This is a genomic window from Collimonas sp. OK412 (assembly GCF_900112135.1).
Taxonomy (GTDB): Bacteria; Pseudomonadota; Gammaproteobacteria; order Burkholderiales; family Burkholderiaceae_D; genus Collimonas; species Collimonas rhizosphaerae.
The window spans coordinates 24,333-42,893 of sequence record NZ_FOLC01000017.1 but is presented as its reverse complement, the minus strand read 5'-3'; the positions used below and the strand labels follow the sequence as shown (position 1 = coordinate 42,893).

Here is an 18,561-nt window from a genome sequence, read left to right as displayed (position 1 = left end):
GCTCGGCTTACTCTTGCTGAGCACCTGAAATAACCGATCGCTATCGATTGTAGTGCGGCCATATCCATTTTTGCTATACATGATTTGATGCCTGACGGGTTCTTTCAACGGTTGCAACCGTGATCCCGGCCTGCGGAGGAACGCGCGGTCACGGGAAGAAGCTCGATTTCCATAGGGACGCGGAGTGATGACAGTTTCGGGAGTGGTCACACATGCAGGTATTGGCTTACACCAATGTCGGAAATGCCTACGATAAATTCAAGAAATTCCCACAGTGTTTTTGTCGTTTTTAACTTCATGCGAGCGAATACCGCAGAGCCTTCAGCACAATCTTTTCATCGAATAAAATCGTATCTCTTCAAGGACCGTGCTTATGCAATCAATGAAGTGTAGTTGCGATGACAACGCGATCCGACATCAACATGTGCGCGGTTTCACATTGATCGCGCTGATGGTGACTGTGGCGGGATTCGATTATTTTCCCAAGCGATAAGGCAGGAGATTGAAAACGCACTAAAAATACAAAAAAATAAGGCAGCCATCGATATCGATGGCTGCCTGGCGTGCTCAGGTCCCGCGGCAAATCAAACCAGGAGAAATTCTCATCTGGCCTGCGGCAGTGCTTACATCACCAGCGCTTGCTCTGCATCCAGTACCTTGCGGCGGGCCAGCGCCAGATTGGCTTTGCTCTTGTCCAGGACGGCATAGATGAACAGGCCGTCTTGTTTATCGATAGGGCGCAAGATGTGATACTGCTTGCCGAGGGTAATCAGGATGTCTTCGATGTTGTCTTTCAGGCCGAGGCTTTTCATGGTTTTTGTCTTGGCGCGCACTACCTCGGTATTGCCGGCCGCTGCCAGTTCCAGGTCGACGCCGGAACCGCCGGAACCCAGGATCATGCCGCTATTGCTATCGACAATTGCTGCCGCCAAAGCACCATCGATGGCCAACAATTTTTCAACGATAACATTCATGTTACTCATATTTTTTCCCCTGCATATATTGATAGCGGCGTTAAATGGACCAGAAGCATCACCGTCGGCCGGCCAGCGCCGGTGATGCATGAAGTGAACTTGGAAACGGCTTGGCGTTATTGGCTGAGCTCTAGCTGCTGGATGAAATTGCTGACAATCTTGTCGACCGTCCACAGCGTGTGCCCCAGGATGGCGTCGCGATTGACAACGATGCAAAGCAAATAGGGATATTGCATGCCGACTGGCCGGAAGATGATTTTCCCGTTCGGGGTTTCAAGCAGCAGACGATCGCATCCGTGAAAATCCACTTCCTTGCCTACCGATCGCGCAATCGCGACCAGGGAGCTGGTCATTGCCGACAGGCGCGCCGCGCTGAATTTCCGCCCTGGGTCGTGGATGGCGATTTCCTGGCCATCCAGGGTGGTCATGACTATCGTGGAAATGCCGTTTTGGGACATGCCGATTTGATTGAATACGTGGTGGGCTGCGATTGATGCAGAAGCTAGTTTGGCTTTCATGTCTCTTGATAGTTGAATTTATATTGTTACCAGCAACGAAGAAAATATATCCAATGCGTCGAGCATTTGCGATTTTTCCCGTACGTCCGCAGCGATTACCGGCACCGGCATGCCTAGTATGTCGGTGATTGCAGATGTAAACCGGTCAGCCGCCTCGGCACTGATTGGGCGTGCCTGCAACAGCATGCATGGCATGCTCTCGGATACCGAAAGTACAGTACGGATATATCTGGTCGCCACCTGAACCGCGTCTGGCTGGTTAGCGTCGATCATCACGATGACGCCGATAGACATGGAGAGCAGCCAGCCGCGCATGAAGTCGAAGCGATCCTGTCCGGGGCTGCCGTAAATATGCAATTGCTCGCCGCCATCCAGCTCCACCACGCCGAAATCGGCGCCGACGGTGGTGCTTTCTTTGGCGCAGGATGACGGATCCATGTTGGGGACATCGCAATCGACCATGAGATCGCCGCACAGAGAGCGAATGGCGGTGGTCTTGCCGATTCCCATCGGCCCTAGCAGAACAATCCGGAGTATGCACACTATGAGGTTTTCTCCAATTCTTGTGAGCGAGTCCGGCCTAGCCATTGATTGATTTTTTTGACGAACAATCCGACGCCGCCTTCATGTTGCTCAAGAGAGATCGGCCGCGATGCGTGTGCGATGCGGTCGTGGACGAGGAACATTTTATTTCTCTCTACAAGTGCGCTTTTCTTTCTCAATTCGCCAAGAAACAGCATGGCGTCACGTTCCGTCAAGCCGCCATATGTCAACAGCCAGCCCCAGCTGATGTCTTGTTTTGTCATTATTGCCAGGATTTTCTGAAAGCGGAGAGTGGAAAAGCCGTGTTCGAGACTGACCCATTTCGAGATGCGGTAGGTTTTTTGTGAAAGCGGTTCCGATTCAATATCCGGGCTGTCATCAGCGGCTTTCATGTCTAGCAATCGCAAAGCAGCACGATCCAATGCGTTAATCAAATCCGAAACGCCGAAATTGGGTAGCAAAGTCATGTCGCCTTTACGGCCTGGATAGGCAGGGGATTCAGAGATCCAGATACACACGCAGTTAGCAGGAAGTGGCTCGCGAGCAGCGAAAATCGTCATGTCCAGCAATGCCACGGAGGCGAGTTTGAGATCGGATGGACGCCATTGGGATATGGTTTTTTCATCCGCGATCTGCATCAGGAGGTCATAACGCAGGAATTCTTTTTCAGCCAGGTATTTGACGGATATGAAGGACGTTTTACGCATCACGCAAACCGATTCGAGTGCAGCCAATGAGGATGGCGGTGAAATCGCAGAATTGTGTGCTTGCACTTTCTGGTTGGCAATTCGGCATGGTTCTTCCTTCAAAGACGCGGTAACTCAGTCGACACTGCCTTGCCGGGCCAGTGGAGGACGTAAGGGATGTGCATGCAACGTATGTTTTTCAATCGCTGGGCATACGGCAAGACTAAGCAATGCGATGAATGGGGGGTATCAGGGGATCTTGATATTTCTGTAGGCTCACTGCTGTCGACTGTAAGAATTTCCCTAATCCTGCTATGAAAATCTGATCGCCGCAGTGTGCTAAAACTGCGAATTCTTGTTGTTATTGATCCAATTTCCAACGGCCGGTCGCTGGAATTGTTTGCACTATTGAAGGAAATGCTTACATGGATTTCAGGATGGTCTGATTGGAATTTTCTTTGACACTATGCACTATCGAACATAGGACTGAAGCAGATCCGGAAGGTAGCCAGAGGTAGCGACTAATGAGCCCAACTCTTCGAAAAATTTCTCCGCCAGCAATGAGTGCGAGCGCGTCAGCGGCAACCGTTATCACAAGCAGGAAATTCTGCACAAATCACCAGGGAGAGGTGGCGGCAGGCGCGGGCAGCTACGTTTTGCGCAGAAAATCAAAACGCTGGATCTGCTTTCGATGCCAGGAAATCATCGAAATCATCCGCTGCCGCGATTAATAGCTACTTTCAATATTTCCGATACTTGAGTTGGCGCTGCTTAAGCAGGCTTTGAATACATCGAACTATCTGTATGACCTTTTGCAACTATTCGCGTTTTCAGACCGACGAGGTGGACAACATGGTGGAAAAGATTTCAGACGACGATGCTTTATTGCTGGCGCAGATATTGCGTTCTTTTAATCTGGATGAGACAACCAGTGCTGCACGATTTATAGAGAGCCTGACTTTCGACGCCATTTTTCTTGAAGAATGGGAGAGCATCTGCGGCAATCAGCCTCAGCTGCAATTTTACGGCACGCTTGCCGAGGCCATTCTGGATGGACTGGCGAACCATGGCGACGTAGACAATGCGGTACGCGAAAAAGCCAGTCAACTGCTTGTCGAAATTGAAGCGCATTATGAATGGCTCAGCAACTATATGAATTCAAGCAGGGGTCGCGATGCAAGACCCAGGATGGCATTCCGGCCATATTGACGCGGATTTTTCCATTGCGGCGGTGATCGAGTTCGCTTTGTCTTGACGCCGGTCAATTCAAGCTCCAATTGCTTCGTCTTATGCAATGGGATTTCGCAGCGTTGGTAAATGCCCTTTGGCTTGCCTGTAGCATATCTTGAGCTTGAGGCCAGCCAGGCACAAAATGGAACTCGGGTAATCATTTGTTTTTCATGCTTGGCATGCCAGCCTAATGCCGCAAACCACCTGGAGCCTGCCATGCCTATTCGCCCCAATGTTGGCCGGGGAATTCCGGCCATAGCGCAAACTTCCGCGCAGGAACCGCCATCCACTGCATCGTCGGCCGCACAGGAGAATCCGCCAACGGAGCGCGGACGGGCGAGTGGAATGTCGGTGCAATTGTCCACGCTTTCCGATATGTCTAGAGTAAGGCGTTCCAGATCGGAACTCAACCTCCCACGCAAGACGGATGCAGGCGTTTCCTTGTCACGCAGTTTTCGTGAACCGCCGGCGTCCGCCTCGGCGGCGCTGCTCGACAGTGTGGTGCGTAGCGACGATGGGAGGTGGAGTGAAGAATCATTGGCGCAATCCCTTGCTTCGAAAGGCAAGGCTAAACTTGAGGAACGATCCGGCGTGATCGATCTTCACACTTTACCAGGCATGGACTCGTCGGCCGCGCCGCTGACGAGTGAGGAAATCGTCGCCTCATGGCTGTCGAAGGCTGAATTGAGCAATCCGCGAAGGCGCGGTGAGGCAGAGCTTTCGTCGAGTGCATCGCGCGCACCGCCGATAGGCTCTTCCCGTCGCAGTGTCGCCTCCTTGCCCAGCATTGCCGAGCAGCAGGACGACCGGCGGGATCAACAACGCACCGAGCCCTCTACCAGTTCCGGCGCGCGCCGCAATGGCAGCGTGAAGCCGCGGCCGGAGGTGCTGGAGCGCCAGCCGGGCACGCTGGCCGCCGCCGCTCCGCAATTCTCTCGCGGCACAGTCAAAGACCGATTTGCACAATTGGTCAATATCAAAAAAGTCCCATTCACGCCTCCCATCCGGGTCGAACGGTGGAATCTGGAGAGCACGCTGGAGATTTGCCAGGGGTGGCGCAACAGCCAGGCCGGCTCGCCGGCAATACCGGAATTGTCCAGGCTCATGGCGCTTAATTTCGAACGTGCCCATGCCGGCGCGATTCCCGAGGAAAGGCGAGGGCAGAGGCTTCTTCCCAAAGGAGCGGGAGACGACGACTACTACCGGGAAATGATCGCGACCTTCCTCAAGGCTGCAGGGATCGAGAATTCCGACGAAGTGCTCAGTAGTTTCAAGACGACCGGAACCGGTGCTCTGCACCGGCAGCCGGTCATGTCTTCGTCTACGGTGGGCGGCGCTGTAAGCAGCATCGCGCAGATTGCCGCTTCCTCCCATCCGGCAGCAAAAACCGCACTGTCGGCGGTCCAATTGATTCTCACGGCCGTGACTGCCAAGCTTTCGTTCGACTCCGCCGAGTTGCGCATGCGTAACGCCGGCACCGAGGAAATCATGCCATTGGGAAAAGCCGATGCCTCTCCGAGCGCCAAAACCGGACCCAACGTATTGGGTGCGGCGGCAACGCTCGTATGGCGTTTGCCGAAGATCCGGCAATGCGTGCAGCGGATGGAAAAAGCACAGATCCTGCTCGATGCCGCGAAATCAAGGCTTGCCGTTGTGGACATCTCTCCCGCAGAACGTCTGCAAGCTGAAAACGATGTCCGTGCCGCAGGAGGAAAACTCGGCATCGAGTACGCGCGGTTCTGCTTGCGCAACGAGCTGAAGACGGACTACAAAACCGCTTCTGAAAGCGCCAAAATCGAATATGAGGGCAACAAGCGCTACCTGGGCGTCAGTGGCGCAAGTGCTGCGTTTTCCGTCACGTCGACCGTTCTGGGTATCTTGTCCCATGCTGTTGCAGCCACCGTGACGGGGGGCTTCAGTGCCGTAGCGGTGACGGCGGTGGCGTTGATGTATGTGGGTTATCAGCTCAGTTCCGGACCGAGCAAAGATGGAGAATCCAAGGCGAAGCGCGCCATCGTGGCGCTTGGGAAGTCGCTCGATCTGCTCGGCGGCAATGCGGCCAGACAGCAAAAGGAAAGAGCGCAAGCCTATCAAATTTACATCAAGGAAAAACGCCTCTGGCGCCGCCCGGAAGTGCGCGCGCAGGCAAAGACCAGGCTGCTCGCCGCGTTAGACGATATCGCGCGCCGTGACACGACAGAGCATGACGTCAAGCCGCTGGCAAACTGGACAGCCTATGCCGATTACCGGCAGCAGATGGAAGCCGCCGCCGCTGACCCGCATGCCATGCAGGAGCTGGAAGCGGCCTTTACGCAAGCGCACCAGGCCGAGTTCAAGGCTTCGACCCTCGCTGACTCCTGGAAAACGCCGTATCGCATGCGCCTCGACAGCATGGGCCGTATCTTGCTCGGCAAGAGCTGCAAGACACTGGCGGCATTGCTGAAATCCGCCGCCCGCACCGGACAGGCACCATCCGGCCGGCCTGATCGTCGCACATTTGTGCAGGCGGAGATTCATGCCGGCTTGCGCGCCGACGTCAAAGCCAGCCTGCGTGATTGGATCTCATTTGAGCTGGCGCAATCGAACATCAAGAGCGTGCTCTCCGAGGGTGAAGGCCCCGCTGCGGAAGCCGGTTTGCAATCGGCCGCCCGGGCTCTCGCAGCGATCAGGGATGGCGATGCACAGGCGCTGTTCACCGGCGATGGCCGCGGTCAGGTAGAAGCGACAGAATTGGCGAAGAGATTGACTGCCGGCGAGGCCGAGCGCTACTCCATAACCAATGCCGGTTCTGCCACGCTGGCAGGTGTCGCCAATACTTTCGGCGCTGCGGTGAGCCTAGGCCTCAACATCAAGAATGAAATCAAGATAAGTCACGGCATCCACGTTCCCAAGACGTACAACGATCAGAACGACGCGCGCGTGTTTGTGCAGGGAACGGCTCCGGTCACGGCGCCATACATTTCGGCCGAACGCGCCCGGTTCCAGAAGACCAGCATGGCGAAGCTGTTGGGAACGCTGGCGCGGGATGGCGATCCGGTTTCTCTCGGATTGGACATCGCCGAGGCAGATCCGTCGGCGATGGATATGAGCGATCCGCGGATCGATGTCGCGCTCGACAGGCTGGTGGACGATCTCGAAAGACTTGCCGACTTGCCGGACGACATCAAGCTTTCGATTGGCGGGAAGAGCATCGCAACCGGCAAGTTGAGCGGCACGTCGAACTATTTCGATTGGCGCTACAGGCAGGCCTCGGCCGGTACCAAGGCCCGGTTTCAGATGCGGCGTACCGGGATGATTGTTAATAACATGCATGTACCCATCACGTCCCCGATCAGCCAGCTCGTGGCGCAGATTCCGCTTTCCATGACCCGGCGCGCGGCCAATCGCGGCCAAGAGATGAGCCATGACGTGCGCGACCGCCTCACCGGTCTCACCAGGCAATCGTCGTCCGTCGGTTCAGTAGACGAGGGAGCGGCGCCGGCAGAGGCGGCGTTGAAGATTCAGGTAAACGTTTAAGTGGAAATTCTGCTTCAATGAGAACGTCCGATGTGCGTATTAGGACAGTGTCATGAGCCTCAACCGCGCCGAGCCGCTTCAATCGCAGCGATGTCTATCTTTTTCATCGCCATCATGGCATCGAACGCCCGCTTGGCCGCGGCGCGATCAGGATCGGTGACCGCGGCCATCAGGACGCGTGGCGTGATCTGCCACGACAATCCCCATTTGTCCTTGCACCAGCCGCACGCGCTTTCCTGGCCGCCGTTTCCGACAATCGCGTGCCACAAGCGGTCAGTTTCGGCCTGGTTGTCGGTCGCGACCTGGAATGAGAATGCCTCGTTGTGCTTGATCGCAGGCCCCCCGTTCAGGCCAAGACAAGGAATGCCCATCACAGTAAACTCGACCGTCAGGACGTCGTTCTCCTTACCCGCAGGATAGTCGCCAGGCGCGCGATGGACTGCCCCCACCGCGCTGTCCGGGAACGTCTCGGCGTAGAATTTCGCAGCGTCCAGCGCCGCGCCGTCGAACCAGATACAAATCGTGTTTTTGCTGACCATGTTGTTTCTCCTGAATTGGAACAGATAAAAGAAGCCTCATTCGGCTCTCAACATTTGGGCTGGGTATGCCTAGTCACACGCTTCTTCGATTTGATTTCCTGAAAATAGTGCCGGCAAAATTCCTGGCTCCCAGATGGTCCGCAGATCAAGATGGAATACGTTACTTGATTGCTGAACAACAATGATGATTCTTTTCTATGGTCGATGGCAAGTGGCGCGGATGATGGCTTGCTATTATTTTATGCCTACATCCGGCCACAAGCGGACGATTAGCGATCTTCCGCAAATAGGTTTCCGTCTCAAGGGTTTCGGCGCCGTACGTCTTGCACGGTGATTACTGCGCTGCACGGGCGAGGAAACTGGCGGAACGGGAAGTGCGCAGCAAGATCGCGAACACCAGCACATGGGTCCAAAGTAAGAGAGGAACACCGACAGTCGGGATAAACCAGGCAGCACCGAGCGCAGCCGGCTCGATGCCTACGCCGATCACGCCTTGGTAGAAGGCGAACAAAAGGTCGGCAAAACCCCACAAGTTGAACACCCAGATCGCGATGCGCGAATAGCGGCCTGATCCCATCGTCAAAGCCACCCACGCCAGCACCGTTGCAACGAGATCGCCGTACGCCGCGGGCGCGGCGAACCCCACGGCAAGACTCGGGCCGACGACGCCCGGCACGATGAAAGCCAAACCTATGAAGCGGAACAAGTGCAGATGCAGAATAGGACGTATCGCCGCGTGCAGTGGGAGCTCGCGCATGCGCGGCCAGACATAGGTAAGGCAGAATGCTCCCCACGCGAGCATGCCGAAGGCGACGCTCGCCGCAAAGGGAAGTAAGGTTGCAAGGTTTCTGATGGGTTCCATACAAGACTCCAATAGAATGTTTCCGACATCAACACCAGTGAGCGATGCTTGACCTTGCCCAGCCGCGCTGCTCATGGCTCATGGCATGCGCCAGCGCCAATATCCTGTAGCTGCAAGACGGCATCGGACTTAAACTTGCAAAATGCAAGTTCGAACTTGTATTTTGCAAGTATTTTGGATAAAGTCAAGCAATGGACAACAAAAAAACGATTCCGCCCCGACGACCGTTACGCAGGAGTTTCTTTGCCACGCGCTAAGCAGGGTGTTGCGCGCCCCCAAAACAACGCGAGCTCGGCTCACAACGAGAATCGTCGCTCGGTATGCCCGGTCGCGTGCACCTTGGATCTTTTAGGCGACAAGTGGACTCTGCTTGTCGTTCGAGATTTGATGTACGGTAAGTCGCATTTCAAGGAATTCCTCGCGTCGCCAGAGAGAATCGCAACCAATATCCTTGCCGAGCGGCTCGCCCGGCTTTCTGCCAGCGGTCTTGTCGAACGCTACCCGTCCAGCGATATTGCCGGCAGGGAGGCTTATCGATTGACTGAGAAGGGACGTTCGCTCCAAGGGCTGATGGCCCAGCTCAGGACCTGGGGACTGGATCACATTGATGGAACTGACGCGCGGCTGCAGACAGATAGTTCGAAATCCTTGTCCGACTGACCGATTGAGCAAATGTACTTTTGCTGTCGGCGAGGTCATTAGCCAGGGTCGTCTAGAAGCAGTGTTCCGAGGCAGGGAAGGACTTATCCCTCACCGCCTTGATATAGGCGCGGACAGCAGCTTCAATGCTCGACTGCCCCTCCATGAAATTGCGCACGAAGCGGGCCTTCTTGCCGGGGAATACGTCCAGCATGTCGTGCATCACAAGCACTTGTCCCGAGCAGTCGGGGCCGGCGCCTATGCCGATGGTTGGAATGGCCAGCATCTCAGTCACTTCCTTGCCCAGCGCAGCCGGAATCGCTTCAAGCAGGAGCAGCGTTGCGCCTGCAGCCTGGAGCGCCATGGCGTCGGCTTTCAGCCGCTCCGCGCTTTCCGCTGTTTTTCCCTGCACCTTGAATCCGCCCAGTTGATGCACGGCTTGCGGCGTCAGGCCGAGATGGGCGAATACCGGTATGCCGCGCTCGGTGAGGAATTTTACGGTGTCCGCCAGCCATGCGCCCCCTTCAAGTTTGACCATCTGCGCGCCTGCCTGCATCAGCTTCACTGCATTGTCGAATGCCGACTGCGGCGTGGCATAGCTGCCGAACGGCATGTCTGCGGCCAGCAGCGCAGTCTGGTTTCCGCGCGCGGCGCATGCGGTGTGATAGGCAATATCCGCAATCGTCACCGGCAGCGTCGTGCCATGTCCCTGCAAGACATTGCCGAGCGAGTCGCCGACCAGCAACAAGTCGACGCCACAGTAGTCCATGAGCGACGCAAAGCTGGCGTCGTAGCAGGTCAGCGTCGCAATCTTTTCGCCGGCGGCTCGCATGGCCGATAGTGATTGCACGGTAACCGCCTTGCGGCGCACGGCGCCTTCGCGTTCCTGCAGGTATCCAGACATAGTCGTTCCTTAATGTTGAAAAGTGCACACTTGCCACATGCTGCCGACGCGCCCAGGCGCCGCGTCGTTGTCCTGATCGTGCTCAATCAGGTTAAAGCTTTTCCTCTTGCCTGATGCCAGGAGCGGGGAGGGGGAGTGATGATACCCGAAAAGGCTGCGATCTTTGCCGGCGGCAGGTAACGCGGCGCCTGGAATTGTTGTGCCGAATCAGCCAAGTCCGCCTTCTTGCTGGAAATGGTTTTCCTTATGCATAATGACTGCATGCATATCCGGTCCGCCTAATGATCGTTAGGCGGTATCCACTTTCCTGACAAGAGGCAAATTCTCCATGAGTGGCATTCAAGAAAGAATCGCAGCCAGCTTCAACGCGCAGGGCCTGATGGCGACCCTCGGCGCCCGGCTGGTCTCAGTCGCGGACGGCGAGGTGCAAATAGAATTGCCGTTTTCCACCCGGCTTTCGCAGCAGCGCGGTTATGTTCACGCTGGCGCAATAACAAGCATTGTTGACAGTGCATGCGGGTACGCGGCGCTGACCAAGGCGTCGTTGGAAAGCGATGTTGTGACTGCCGAGTTCAAGATCAACTTCGTGCGCCCTGCGATTGGCGAACGATTCCTGGCAGTCGGAAAAGTGCAGACTTCGGGCAAGCTGCTCACTGTCTGCACGGGAGAAGTCCAAGCCTTGTCGGGAGGCGTCTGGAAAGTGGTCGCCATCATGCAGGCAACGATCGTCAATGTTGGCGCCTGACGCCTGATTCCGCTCCATATATCTGATCATGGATGACAAGGGACGTTTGCGTGCCGACAAGAGGGCAGCAGCGGCGCCTTCCTCGGGAGCGGGGCGGTCCGGCGTTGTCTTTACCGTTCTGTTCTACTGTTTCCTGCTGGTGGCCACATTGATGGTGTGGATTCCGCTTGCGGTGCTTGTCTTCTACCACGCGGCAAGCGCCATCGCGTTTCTCGCGTATGCACTTGACAAGGACGCCGCAAAGAAAAAACGATGGCGCACCAAGGAGAGCACGCTGCACCTGCTGGCGCTTGCCGGCGGCTGGCCAGGGGCTTTCCTGGCCCAGAGAATAATGCGCCACAAATCGAAGAAAGAAGAATTCCAGGCGGTATTCTGGATCACCGTCATCTTGAATTGCTGCGCGCTTGGCTGGATTCTCACGAAGCCTGGCGCCGGTTTCCTGCGCTCTGCCATGGCCTTGGGCGCATAGGCAATGTTGAGCAGATCGACATGAGGCGCTCCACGTTGCCGAAAGCACTCAAATATTAGCGATAAAACAACATGTTGTAATGCTCGCTATCGCACATACGGCCGCGAAGGTTTCCGATAGATTCAAATTTTAGATCGGAGATCCATCATGCCAGCCAAGCGAAATTTTTCCTTATCCACGTTTATTGATTGCAAGGCAATACGGCAACTGGCCTTGGCGCTCTTTATCTCCGGCGCCTCGCTGGCAGCCGTGGCCGCCGGCAATCCGCAAGATGCGAATGCACGCTACCAGGCGGAACGAGCAGCCTGCCTGAACGGACAATCGAACCAGGCGCGCGAGACTTGCCTGCGCGAAGCCGGCGCCGCTTTGCAAGAGTCAAAAAGAGGCCACCTCAGCGACAACCCGGAGGCCGACCAAAAGAATGCCCTGTTAAGGTGCAACGCTTTGCCGGCCGACGACAGGGATGCGTGCCAGCGCCGCATAGCGGGTGAAGGCACGGCGACCGGCAGCGTACTTGACGGTGGCGTGCTGCGGGAATTGACTGTGCCGGATCGCAAATAGACGTCCTGCTTTTGAATTGAAGCGGGCCGGCCAAAGCCAAGCCGCGCGGCTTGCCGGCTGCGCGGTGTGGATATTGGTAAATGCTCAATACATCGATCATGATGTATTGGGCTGCGGTTAAATGCGTATCTAAATGCGCATAAATTTTGAACTTGCGAAACGGGTGCGATGTCTTATTCCATCAGCTCCATCGCAGGCGTTCGCATGGTTTCAAGGCTGGCGCGACAGTTACTGTTCAATGCTGGGATGGGAATGCTGGTTTTACCACCTATTTTCAGGAGAGAAGAAAATGCGGATTTCCTTTCTCGGTGCAATAGTCCACGATCCCAATTCCAACAGCGTCATCATTCCAGTCGTCATTGATAACAAACTGACAAAATGCAATGTCACCAAGGAATGCCTGGATAATAAATTCTACGCGGGGCCGCAACCGGAAGACCGGCTTGCGACTTATCGCGGCCATAAGGTCGAGATCCAGATAGCGCTCGCCCACAAGCTCAGGGCAACGGGACGCCGCAACGGCGTTACACTGTTGGCTGACGATTTTAACGATTAGATAATTCTTCATTATTGCAGGCCGGTATTCAACCGGAACAGCGGATAATATCGAGCATGCATATCAAACCTGTCATGTCCCGGCTGATCGCTCTTGGAGCGATCAGCATTGCCTTGTGCGCCAGCACTGTACAAGCCGATGAAATCGATGTGATGAACTCGGGCGGCTTTACCGCCGCCTATAAATCCTTGCAGCCCAAATTTGAAGCGGCTACCGGCCATGCGCTGGTAACCGCCTGGGGACCTTCCATGGGCAAGGCGCCGGAAGCGATTCCCAACCGCCTGCAGCGGGGTGAACCGGCTGATGTCGTGATCATGGTCGGTTATGCCTTGGACGAATTGATCAAGCAAGGCCGGGTGATTGCCGGCAGCCGCGTCGATCTGGCTGATTCCCGCATTGGCATGGCGGTCCGGAGCGGCGCCGCCAAACCGGACATCAGCACGGTGGCAGGCTTGAAATCGGCTTTGCTCGGTGCGCAATCGATTGCCTATTCAGATAGCGCCAGCGGAGTCTATATCGAGCGCGAGCTGTTCAAGAAGCTGGGCATTGAAGAACAGGTCAAGCCGAAAGCCCGCATGATCCAGAAAACCCCGGTCGCTGCACTGGTGGCTGGCGGCCAGTACGAACTGGGATTCCAGCAGGTGAGCGAGATATTGCCGGTGCAAGGCGTCGATTTTGTCGCCAGGATTCCTGAGCAGGTCCAGAGCATCACCACTTTCGCGGCCGGCATTCCAGTCGGCGCCAAACATCCGGACGCCGCGCGCGCATTGATTCGTTACCTGGCTTCGCCGGAGGCGCGCGCCGACGTGATCAAGAGCGGCCTCGATCCGCGCCAGTGAGCTGCACCGCGCGCAGGCACGCAATACGGATCAAATATTCGTTCGCAAGCAGCGGCGGCAATGGATTAACATGTGGTATCTGCCGACATGTATCCACTGCCCGTATCCGAGCTATATGAAATTACCGATCGCTATTGTCATAGGTTGCATCATCATCGCAGTTGCCATGTTCCTGGGCCTTACCTACGACAAGCGCACCTGGATGGCGTCATGCACCAGCGGCAATGAACTTTTCCTCAAAGACCAGACGACGCAAACCTGCGAGCTGCAATACGTCAAATCCAGGAAATAAATCGAGGGCGCGGACAGCTTGCCGGCGGGCGCCGGCGCTGCCGTGAAAAATTTCTTATCTCTCAGTCAGCGCCAGCTTGACCGCCAAGGCGCCAAACGCCGCCGCAAAACTGCGCCGCATCCAGGTCATGACATGCGGCCGCGATACCACGCGATCGCGCATCACGGCGGCAAACACGCCATAGCCTGAAAAAATCACGAAGGTGGCCAGCATGAAGGCGCCGGACAGTTCCAGCATGCGCAGCAGCGGATGCGTATCCTGGGGACTGACGAACTGCGGCAAGAACGCGACGAAGAAGATGGATAGCTTCGGATTGAGGATGTTGACGAGGACGCCATCGACGATCACGCGCAGGTCGGAGCGTTTGTCTTCGACGCGGTCCACCCGCAATGCGCCTTTCTCGCGCAAGGAACTCCAGGCCATGAACAGGAGATAGGCGATACCCGCATACTTGACGGCGTTGAAGGCAAGCGCGCTGGCGTGCAGGATCGCGGCCAGTCCGAACATGGCGGCGCCGAGATGCGGCAGGATTCCCAGCGTACAGCTGAAGGCGGCCAGGATGCTGGCCTTTGTTCCGCGCGACAGGCCGGCGGACAAGGTGTAGATCACCCCGGTGCCGGGCGATGCGACAATGATCAAGGTCGTCAGCAGGAATCCGAGTGTCATTGGCCGGTCCTCAATGATGTGGTTTGCGGGCAGGATGGTGAGTCGCGATTGCAAAGTCTATCATTGAAAACAGCTTTGGTATTCCGGGGCGTCATTACGTGGGGAAATGCTGGGGAGGGGGCACAAAGGGGGTAAATGTATTGGCGCACGCGCCAGCTGTGGAAGCGTGCCGCTGCTCCCAGTGCGGTTTGTTGCATGCCAAGCCTGAACTCCACCGGCCGATCCACATATACATCAAATCGGTGGAAAGCGTCCAGCCCGGTTCAGGCAAGTCTTTCGACGCCAGGCATGTCATTCGAGAGCTGTAAAACGGCTCTCGGGGCCTGGCGCTCGTGATCGAGGTTCAGGGGTTTTGAATATTGGATGCCTGCTTGCCTTTCGGACCTTGGGTGACATCGAATGACACCTTCTGGCCTTCCTTGAGGGTCTTGAAACCTTCCATGTTGATCGCGGAGAAGTGCGCGAACAGATCTTCGCCGCCATCGTCCGGCGTGATGAAGCCGAAACCTTTGGAGTCGTTGAACCACTTTACTGTACCTGTTGCCATGATGATCTTTCAAATATGTTAGCTACGGGCCAAGGTTAGTAGCGCCAGGAAAATGCTTCTGTACGCTATTTAACATAGCGCCGAGGGTCGGGCCGAAAACAAGCTGCGTCCCGGCATCGATCAGTATCCTCCTAAATTTCTGTTTTTGCCAAGAGTGTTGCTGAAATAAATACAGATATCCAACTATTGGATACCTGCCGTCCGTCAGCGCACGTTCGCCAGCGATTCCAGAAACTGTCCGCACCACCAGTGCACATCATATTTCCGCACATTTTCCAGCAGCGCCCCGTGGCGCGCCTGGCGCTCTGCCAGCGGCATTTGCAGGGCGCGCTGGATGGCCTGCGCCGTGCCGGGAATGTCGTAGGGGTTGACCAGCAACGCCTCTTTCAGCTGCTCGGCGGCGCCGGCAAAACGCGACAGCACCAGCACTCCCGGATCGGCGGCATCCTGCGCCGCGATGAACTCCTTGGCGACCAGGTTCATGCCGTCGCGCAGCGGCGTCACCAGCGCGACGTCGCAAGCCTGGTACAAGCCTGGCAGCCGGCGCCGCGCCACGGCGCGATGGATGTACCGGATCGGCATCCAGTCAAGGTCGCCGTAATTGCCGTTGATGGCGCCGCACAGGCTTTCCAGTTCATGCTGGATGTCGCTGTAGGCGTCGACATCTTCGCGGCTGGGCGCTGCTATCTGCAGCAAGGTCGCGCTATGCCGGTTCTCCGGGTATTCCTTGAGCAGTTCGCCGAAGGCGCGGATGCGTTGCGGCAGTCCTTTTGAATAATCGAGGCGGTCAACTCCGATCAGCAGCCGCCGGCGCGAATATTCGCGGCAGGTAGTTTCATAGGTTTCCTGCGATTCGCGCGCCCGTCCCAGGCGATGAAAGTCGTCGATGTCGATGCCGATCGGGAACGCGCCGGCCTGCACCGTGCTGTTGAAGGCGCGGAACTGGCCGACGCCGACGGTTTCAGCAGTGGCCTCGGCTTTTACGTAGTGAGCGAAATTCAGCAGGTCGGCCTCGCTCTGGAAACCCACCAGGTCGTAGGCAAACAGGGCGCGCATCAGCCATTCGTGCGATGGGATGGCAGCCAGGATCTGCTGCGGCGGCAGCGGGATATGCAAAAAGAAGCCGATCTTGTTGCCGCAGCCCATGGCGCGCAGTTCCGCCGCCAGCGGGATCAGATGGTAGTCGTGGATCCAGATAAGGTCGTCCGGTTTCAGCAGCGGCATCAGCTTGCGCGCGAACAGGTGGTTGACGCGGCGGTAGCCGCTCAGGTAGCCGGACTCCAGGTTGGCCAGGTCCAGCCGGTAATGGAATATCGGCCACAGCACGCCGTTGGCGTAGCCGCGGTAATACGCATCGTGGTCTTCCTGGCACAGGTCCATTTCGGCCAGCGTCACCGGCCCGGCCTGGTGCACGCGCAGTTCGCCTTCGCCGGGCGTGCCGTCCTTGACTACGGTACCGCTCCAGCCGAACCACAGGCCGCCGGTTTTCTTGAGGGTTTCGCCTAGCGCCACCGCCAGACCTCCTGCCGCGGGTTTGCGCGGGTCAGCGAGTCGGTTGGATACTACGACCAGGCGGGGCATGGGCGGATTCCTTTCTTGTTGTGGTTGAGGGGCACCAGCCGGAAGATGTTCAGATGGCGCTCTCCCAGGCTGCAGACAGGCGCATGGCGCAGTTGATGATGCCGACCATGGAGTAGGTCTGTGGAAAATTGCCCCACATCTCGCCGGTGACCGGATGCGTGTCTTCCGATAGCAGGCCGAGGTGGTTGCGGGTCGCCAGCATGGTCTCGAAAATCTCGCGCGCCTGTTTTTTGCGGCCTATGCGCGCCAGCGCGTCGATACGCCAGAAGGTGCAGATATTGAACGCGGTTTCGGGCCGGCCGAAATCGTCGGGCGCTTCGTAGCGCCGCATGTAAGGGCCGTCGCACAGATATTTTTCCAGGGCGTCGACGGTGGCGATGAAACGTTTGTCGGTCGGCGTTACCAGGCCGACTTCCACCATCAGCAGCACGCTGGCGTCGAGGTCGCGGCCGCCGAAACTCTCGGCGTAAGCCTGGCGCTCCTCGTTCCAGGCTTCGCTCAGGATACGCTGGCCGATGGTTGCGGCGCGCTCCTGCCAATAGCGGGCGCGTTCGGGGAGTTCCAGCTTGGCGGCAATCTTGCCCAGGCGGTCGCAGGCGGCCCAGCTCATCAGTGCCGACGAGGTATGGATGCGCGAACGGGTGCGCAGCTCCCACATGCCGGCGTCCGGCTGGTCATACAAGGTGAAGGCACGTTCGCCGCAGGCTTCCAGATGCTGGAACTGTTCAACGCCGGAACGGTGCAGCAGGCGCTCATCATGGAACGACTGCGCCGCGCCGAGCACGATATTGCCGTAGACGTCGTGCTGGAAATGCTCGTAAGCCTGGTTGCCGACGCGCACCGGTGCGTGATTGCGATAACCGGGCAGGTGGTCCAGGGTTATTTCCGGCAGCGCTTCTTCCAGGCCGATGCCGTACAAGGGCTGTACATGGCCGCCGGCGCTCCTGACCACGACATTGCCGAGCCAGCGCAGATAGTCTTCCATGGTGCCCAGTTCGGACAGGCTGTTGAGCGCGCGCACCACAAAAAAAGCGTCGCGCAGCCAGCAATAGCGATAGTCCCAGTTGCGCGCGCTGCCTGGCGCTTCCGGCACGCTGGTGGTCATGGCCGCGATGATTGCGCCGGTGTCTTCGCACAGCGATAGCTTGAGGGTGATCGCGGCGCGGATCACGGCGGCCTGCCATTCCAGCGGCGTCGCCAGGGCGCGGCTCCAGCTGCGCCAGTAAGCCAGGGTCTCCTGCTCGAAGGTGCGGGCGGTGTCGCCGATGCCGTTGAGCAGGGTTTCGTCCGGCCCCAGGATAAAGTTATACGGGCGGCTGACGACGAACGCGGTTTCCGCCAACAGGTAGCTGATGGGCGCGTCGGTGTTAAGGCGCAGGGTTTGTTCCGAGCCGACATAGCGCAGATGGTTGCTGCCGCGGGTGATGACCGGTATCTCGCGGCCCCAGTCGAAGCGCGGACGCAGCAATACGCGCAGGCGCGGCGCGCCGCTCAGCGGATGCAGGCGGCGCACCAGGGTCAGCGGACGGAAGTAGCGGCCGCGGCTGGGGAAGCGCGGCGCGAAGTCGGTAATCTCGACGCCTTGTCCCAGGGTGTCGAACAGGCGCGTGTGCAGCACGGCGGTGTTCGGTTCATACCACTGCTCGCTATGGGAAAAATTCTCCAGCTGGAAACTCCACAAGCTGCCGTCTTCGCTGGGATCGAGCAAGGCGTTGAACACCGGGTCGCCGTCGAAGCGTGGCAGGCAGCACCAGACTACGCGCCCCAACTTGTCGATCAAGGCGTTCAGCGCGCAATTGCCGACGACGCCGAGGTCGAGGGAGGAGGTGGAGGGTATTGCGCCGTCTTCGATCACTGCGGCAGCGGCCAACGTTTCTGCGGGTGGCTTGGTCAT

General features: G+C 57.4%; 20 protein-coding genes. 9 read left to right on the top strand and 11 right to left on the bottom strand.

From position 1 onward, the window contains the following. Positions 1-623 precede the first annotated feature (623 nt). The 4 genes from BM062_RS17360 to BM062_RS17345 all read right to left on the bottom strand — a co-directional run bounded on the left by BM062_RS17360 (position 624) and on the right by BM062_RS17345 (position 2,844). Positions 624-983, bottom strand: coding sequence for a hypothetical protein (locus BM062_RS17360; RefSeq protein WP_092399108.1), 360 nt, complete (start codon positions 981-983; stop codon positions 624-626). Between the two features lie 107 nt (positions 984-1,090). Beyond that, the gene (locus BM062_RS17355; protein WP_092399106.1) at positions 1,091-1,492 is read right to left on the bottom strand and encodes a roadblock/LC7 domain-containing protein; all 402 of its coding nucleotides are present in this window, start codon (positions 1,490-1,492) and stop codon (positions 1,091-1,093) included. Positions 1,493-1,510: 18 nt separating this feature from the next. Continuing rightward, complete coding sequence (locus tag BM062_RS17350) at positions 1,511-2,002, bottom strand: GTP-binding protein (RefSeq protein WP_254785123.1); 492 nt, start codon at positions 2,000-2,002, stop codon at positions 1,511-1,513. A gap of 32 nt (positions 2,003-2,034) precedes the next feature. Beyond that, positions 2,035-2,844, bottom strand: coding sequence for a hypothetical protein (locus BM062_RS17345; RefSeq protein WP_139220084.1), 810 nt, complete (start codon positions 2,842-2,844; stop codon positions 2,035-2,037). A 681-nt stretch (positions 2,845-3,525) separates the two neighbouring features. Here BM062_RS17345 and BM062_RS17340 point away from each other — a divergent pair. Together BM062_RS17340 and BM062_RS17335 are read left to right on the top strand one after the other, a co-directional pair. Next, positions 3,526-3,930, top strand: a complete 405-nt coding sequence (locus BM062_RS17340) for a hypothetical protein (protein ID WP_092399100.1) — start codon at positions 3,526-3,528, stop codon at positions 3,928-3,930. A 462-nt stretch (positions 3,931-4,392) separates the two neighbouring features. Beyond that, the gene (locus BM062_RS17335; protein WP_139220083.1) at positions 4,393-7,467 is read left to right on the top strand and encodes a hypothetical protein; all 3,075 of its coding nucleotides are present in this window, start codon (positions 4,393-4,395) and stop codon (positions 7,465-7,467) included. A gap of 59 nt (positions 7,468-7,526) precedes the next feature. On the opposite strand, the gene BM062_RS17330 is transcribed toward BM062_RS17335, so the two are convergent. Continuing rightward, positions 7,527-8,006 (bottom strand): VOC family protein, encoded by a 480-nt coding sequence (locus BM062_RS17330; protein ID WP_092399096.1) that lies wholly within the window; start codon positions 8,004-8,006, stop codon positions 7,527-7,529. Between the two features lie 334 nt (positions 8,007-8,340). Next, positions 8,341-8,868: a hypothetical protein gene (locus BM062_RS17325; protein WP_092399094.1), complete on the bottom strand. Its 528-nt coding sequence runs from the start codon at positions 8,866-8,868 to the stop codon at positions 8,341-8,343. Between the two features lie 135 nt (positions 8,869-9,003). Here BM062_RS17325 and BM062_RS25955 point away from each other — a divergent pair, with 135 nt between their 5' ends. Continuing rightward, positions 9,004-9,528: a winged helix-turn-helix transcriptional regulator gene (locus BM062_RS25955; protein WP_254785122.1), complete on the top strand. Its 525-nt coding sequence runs from the start codon at positions 9,004-9,006 to the stop codon at positions 9,526-9,528. A 52-nt stretch (positions 9,529-9,580) separates the two neighbouring features. On the opposite strand, the gene panB is transcribed toward BM062_RS25955, so the two are convergent. Continuing rightward, a complete protein-coding gene (gene panB / locus BM062_RS17315) occupies positions 9,581-10,411 on the bottom strand; it encodes a 3-methyl-2-oxobutanoate hydroxymethyltransferase (protein ID WP_092399090.1) in 831 nt (276 codons plus the stop codon). 328 nt (positions 10,412-10,739) lie between these two features. On the opposite strand from panB, the gene BM062_RS17310 reads away from it, so the two are divergent. The 6 genes from BM062_RS17310 (at position 10,740) to BM062_RS25630 (ending at position 13,873) form a co-directional block, all read left to right on the top strand. Continuing rightward, entirely contained in the window at positions 10,740-11,156 is a 417-nt protein-coding gene (locus BM062_RS17310) for a PaaI family thioesterase (protein WP_092399088.1), read from the top strand. A 28-nt stretch (positions 11,157-11,184) separates the two neighbouring features. Then, complete coding sequence (locus tag BM062_RS17305) at positions 11,185-11,625, top strand: DUF1294 domain-containing protein (RefSeq protein WP_092399086.1); 441 nt, start codon at positions 11,185-11,187, stop codon at positions 11,623-11,625. Between the two features lie 147 nt (positions 11,626-11,772). Beyond that, complete coding sequence (locus BM062_RS17300; RefSeq protein ID WP_092399084.1) at positions 11,773-12,186, top strand: hypothetical protein; 414 nt, start codon at positions 11,773-11,775, stop codon at positions 12,184-12,186. Between the two features lie 289 nt (positions 12,187-12,475). Next, the gene (locus BM062_RS25635; RefSeq protein ID WP_041741488.1) at positions 12,476-12,742 is read left to right on the top strand and encodes a DUF1488 family protein; all 267 of its coding nucleotides are present in this window, start codon (positions 12,476-12,478) and stop codon (positions 12,740-12,742) included. A gap of 74 nt (positions 12,743-12,816) precedes the next feature. Further along, entirely contained in the window at positions 12,817-13,581 is a 765-nt protein-coding gene (locus tag BM062_RS17290) for a substrate-binding domain-containing protein (protein WP_371326601.1), read from the top strand. A 115-nt stretch (positions 13,582-13,696) separates the two neighbouring features. Continuing rightward, on the top strand, positions 13,697-13,873 hold the full coding sequence (locus BM062_RS25630) for a hypothetical protein (RefSeq protein ID WP_175501057.1): 177 nt from the start codon (positions 13,697-13,699) through the stop codon (positions 13,871-13,873). Between the two features lie 54 nt (positions 13,874-13,927). Here the strand turns inward: BM062_RS25630 and BM062_RS17285 are convergent, their stop codons facing one another. The 4 genes from BM062_RS17285 to BM062_RS17270 form a co-directional block, all read right to left on the bottom strand. Then, complete coding sequence (locus BM062_RS17285; RefSeq protein WP_092399080.1) at positions 13,928-14,539, bottom strand: LysE family translocator; 612 nt, start codon at positions 14,537-14,539, stop codon at positions 13,928-13,930. Between the two features lie 343 nt (positions 14,540-14,882). After that, positions 14,883-15,086 (bottom strand): cold-shock protein, encoded by a 204-nt coding sequence (locus tag BM062_RS17280; RefSeq protein ID WP_092399078.1) that lies wholly within the window; start codon positions 15,084-15,086, stop codon positions 14,883-14,885. Positions 15,087-15,290: 204 nt separating this feature from the next. After that, positions 15,291-16,667 carry an alpha,alpha-trehalose-phosphate synthase (UDP-forming) gene (otsA, locus tag BM062_RS17275; protein ID WP_092399076.1) on the bottom strand — a complete coding sequence of 459 codons (1,377 nt, stop codon included), beginning with the start codon at positions 16,665-16,667 and terminating at the stop codon, positions 15,291-15,293. 49 nt (positions 16,668-16,716) lie between these two features. Then, positions 16,717-18,561, bottom strand: a complete 1,845-nt coding sequence (locus BM062_RS17270; protein ID WP_092399074.1) for a glycoside hydrolase family 15 protein — start codon at positions 18,559-18,561, stop codon at positions 16,717-16,719.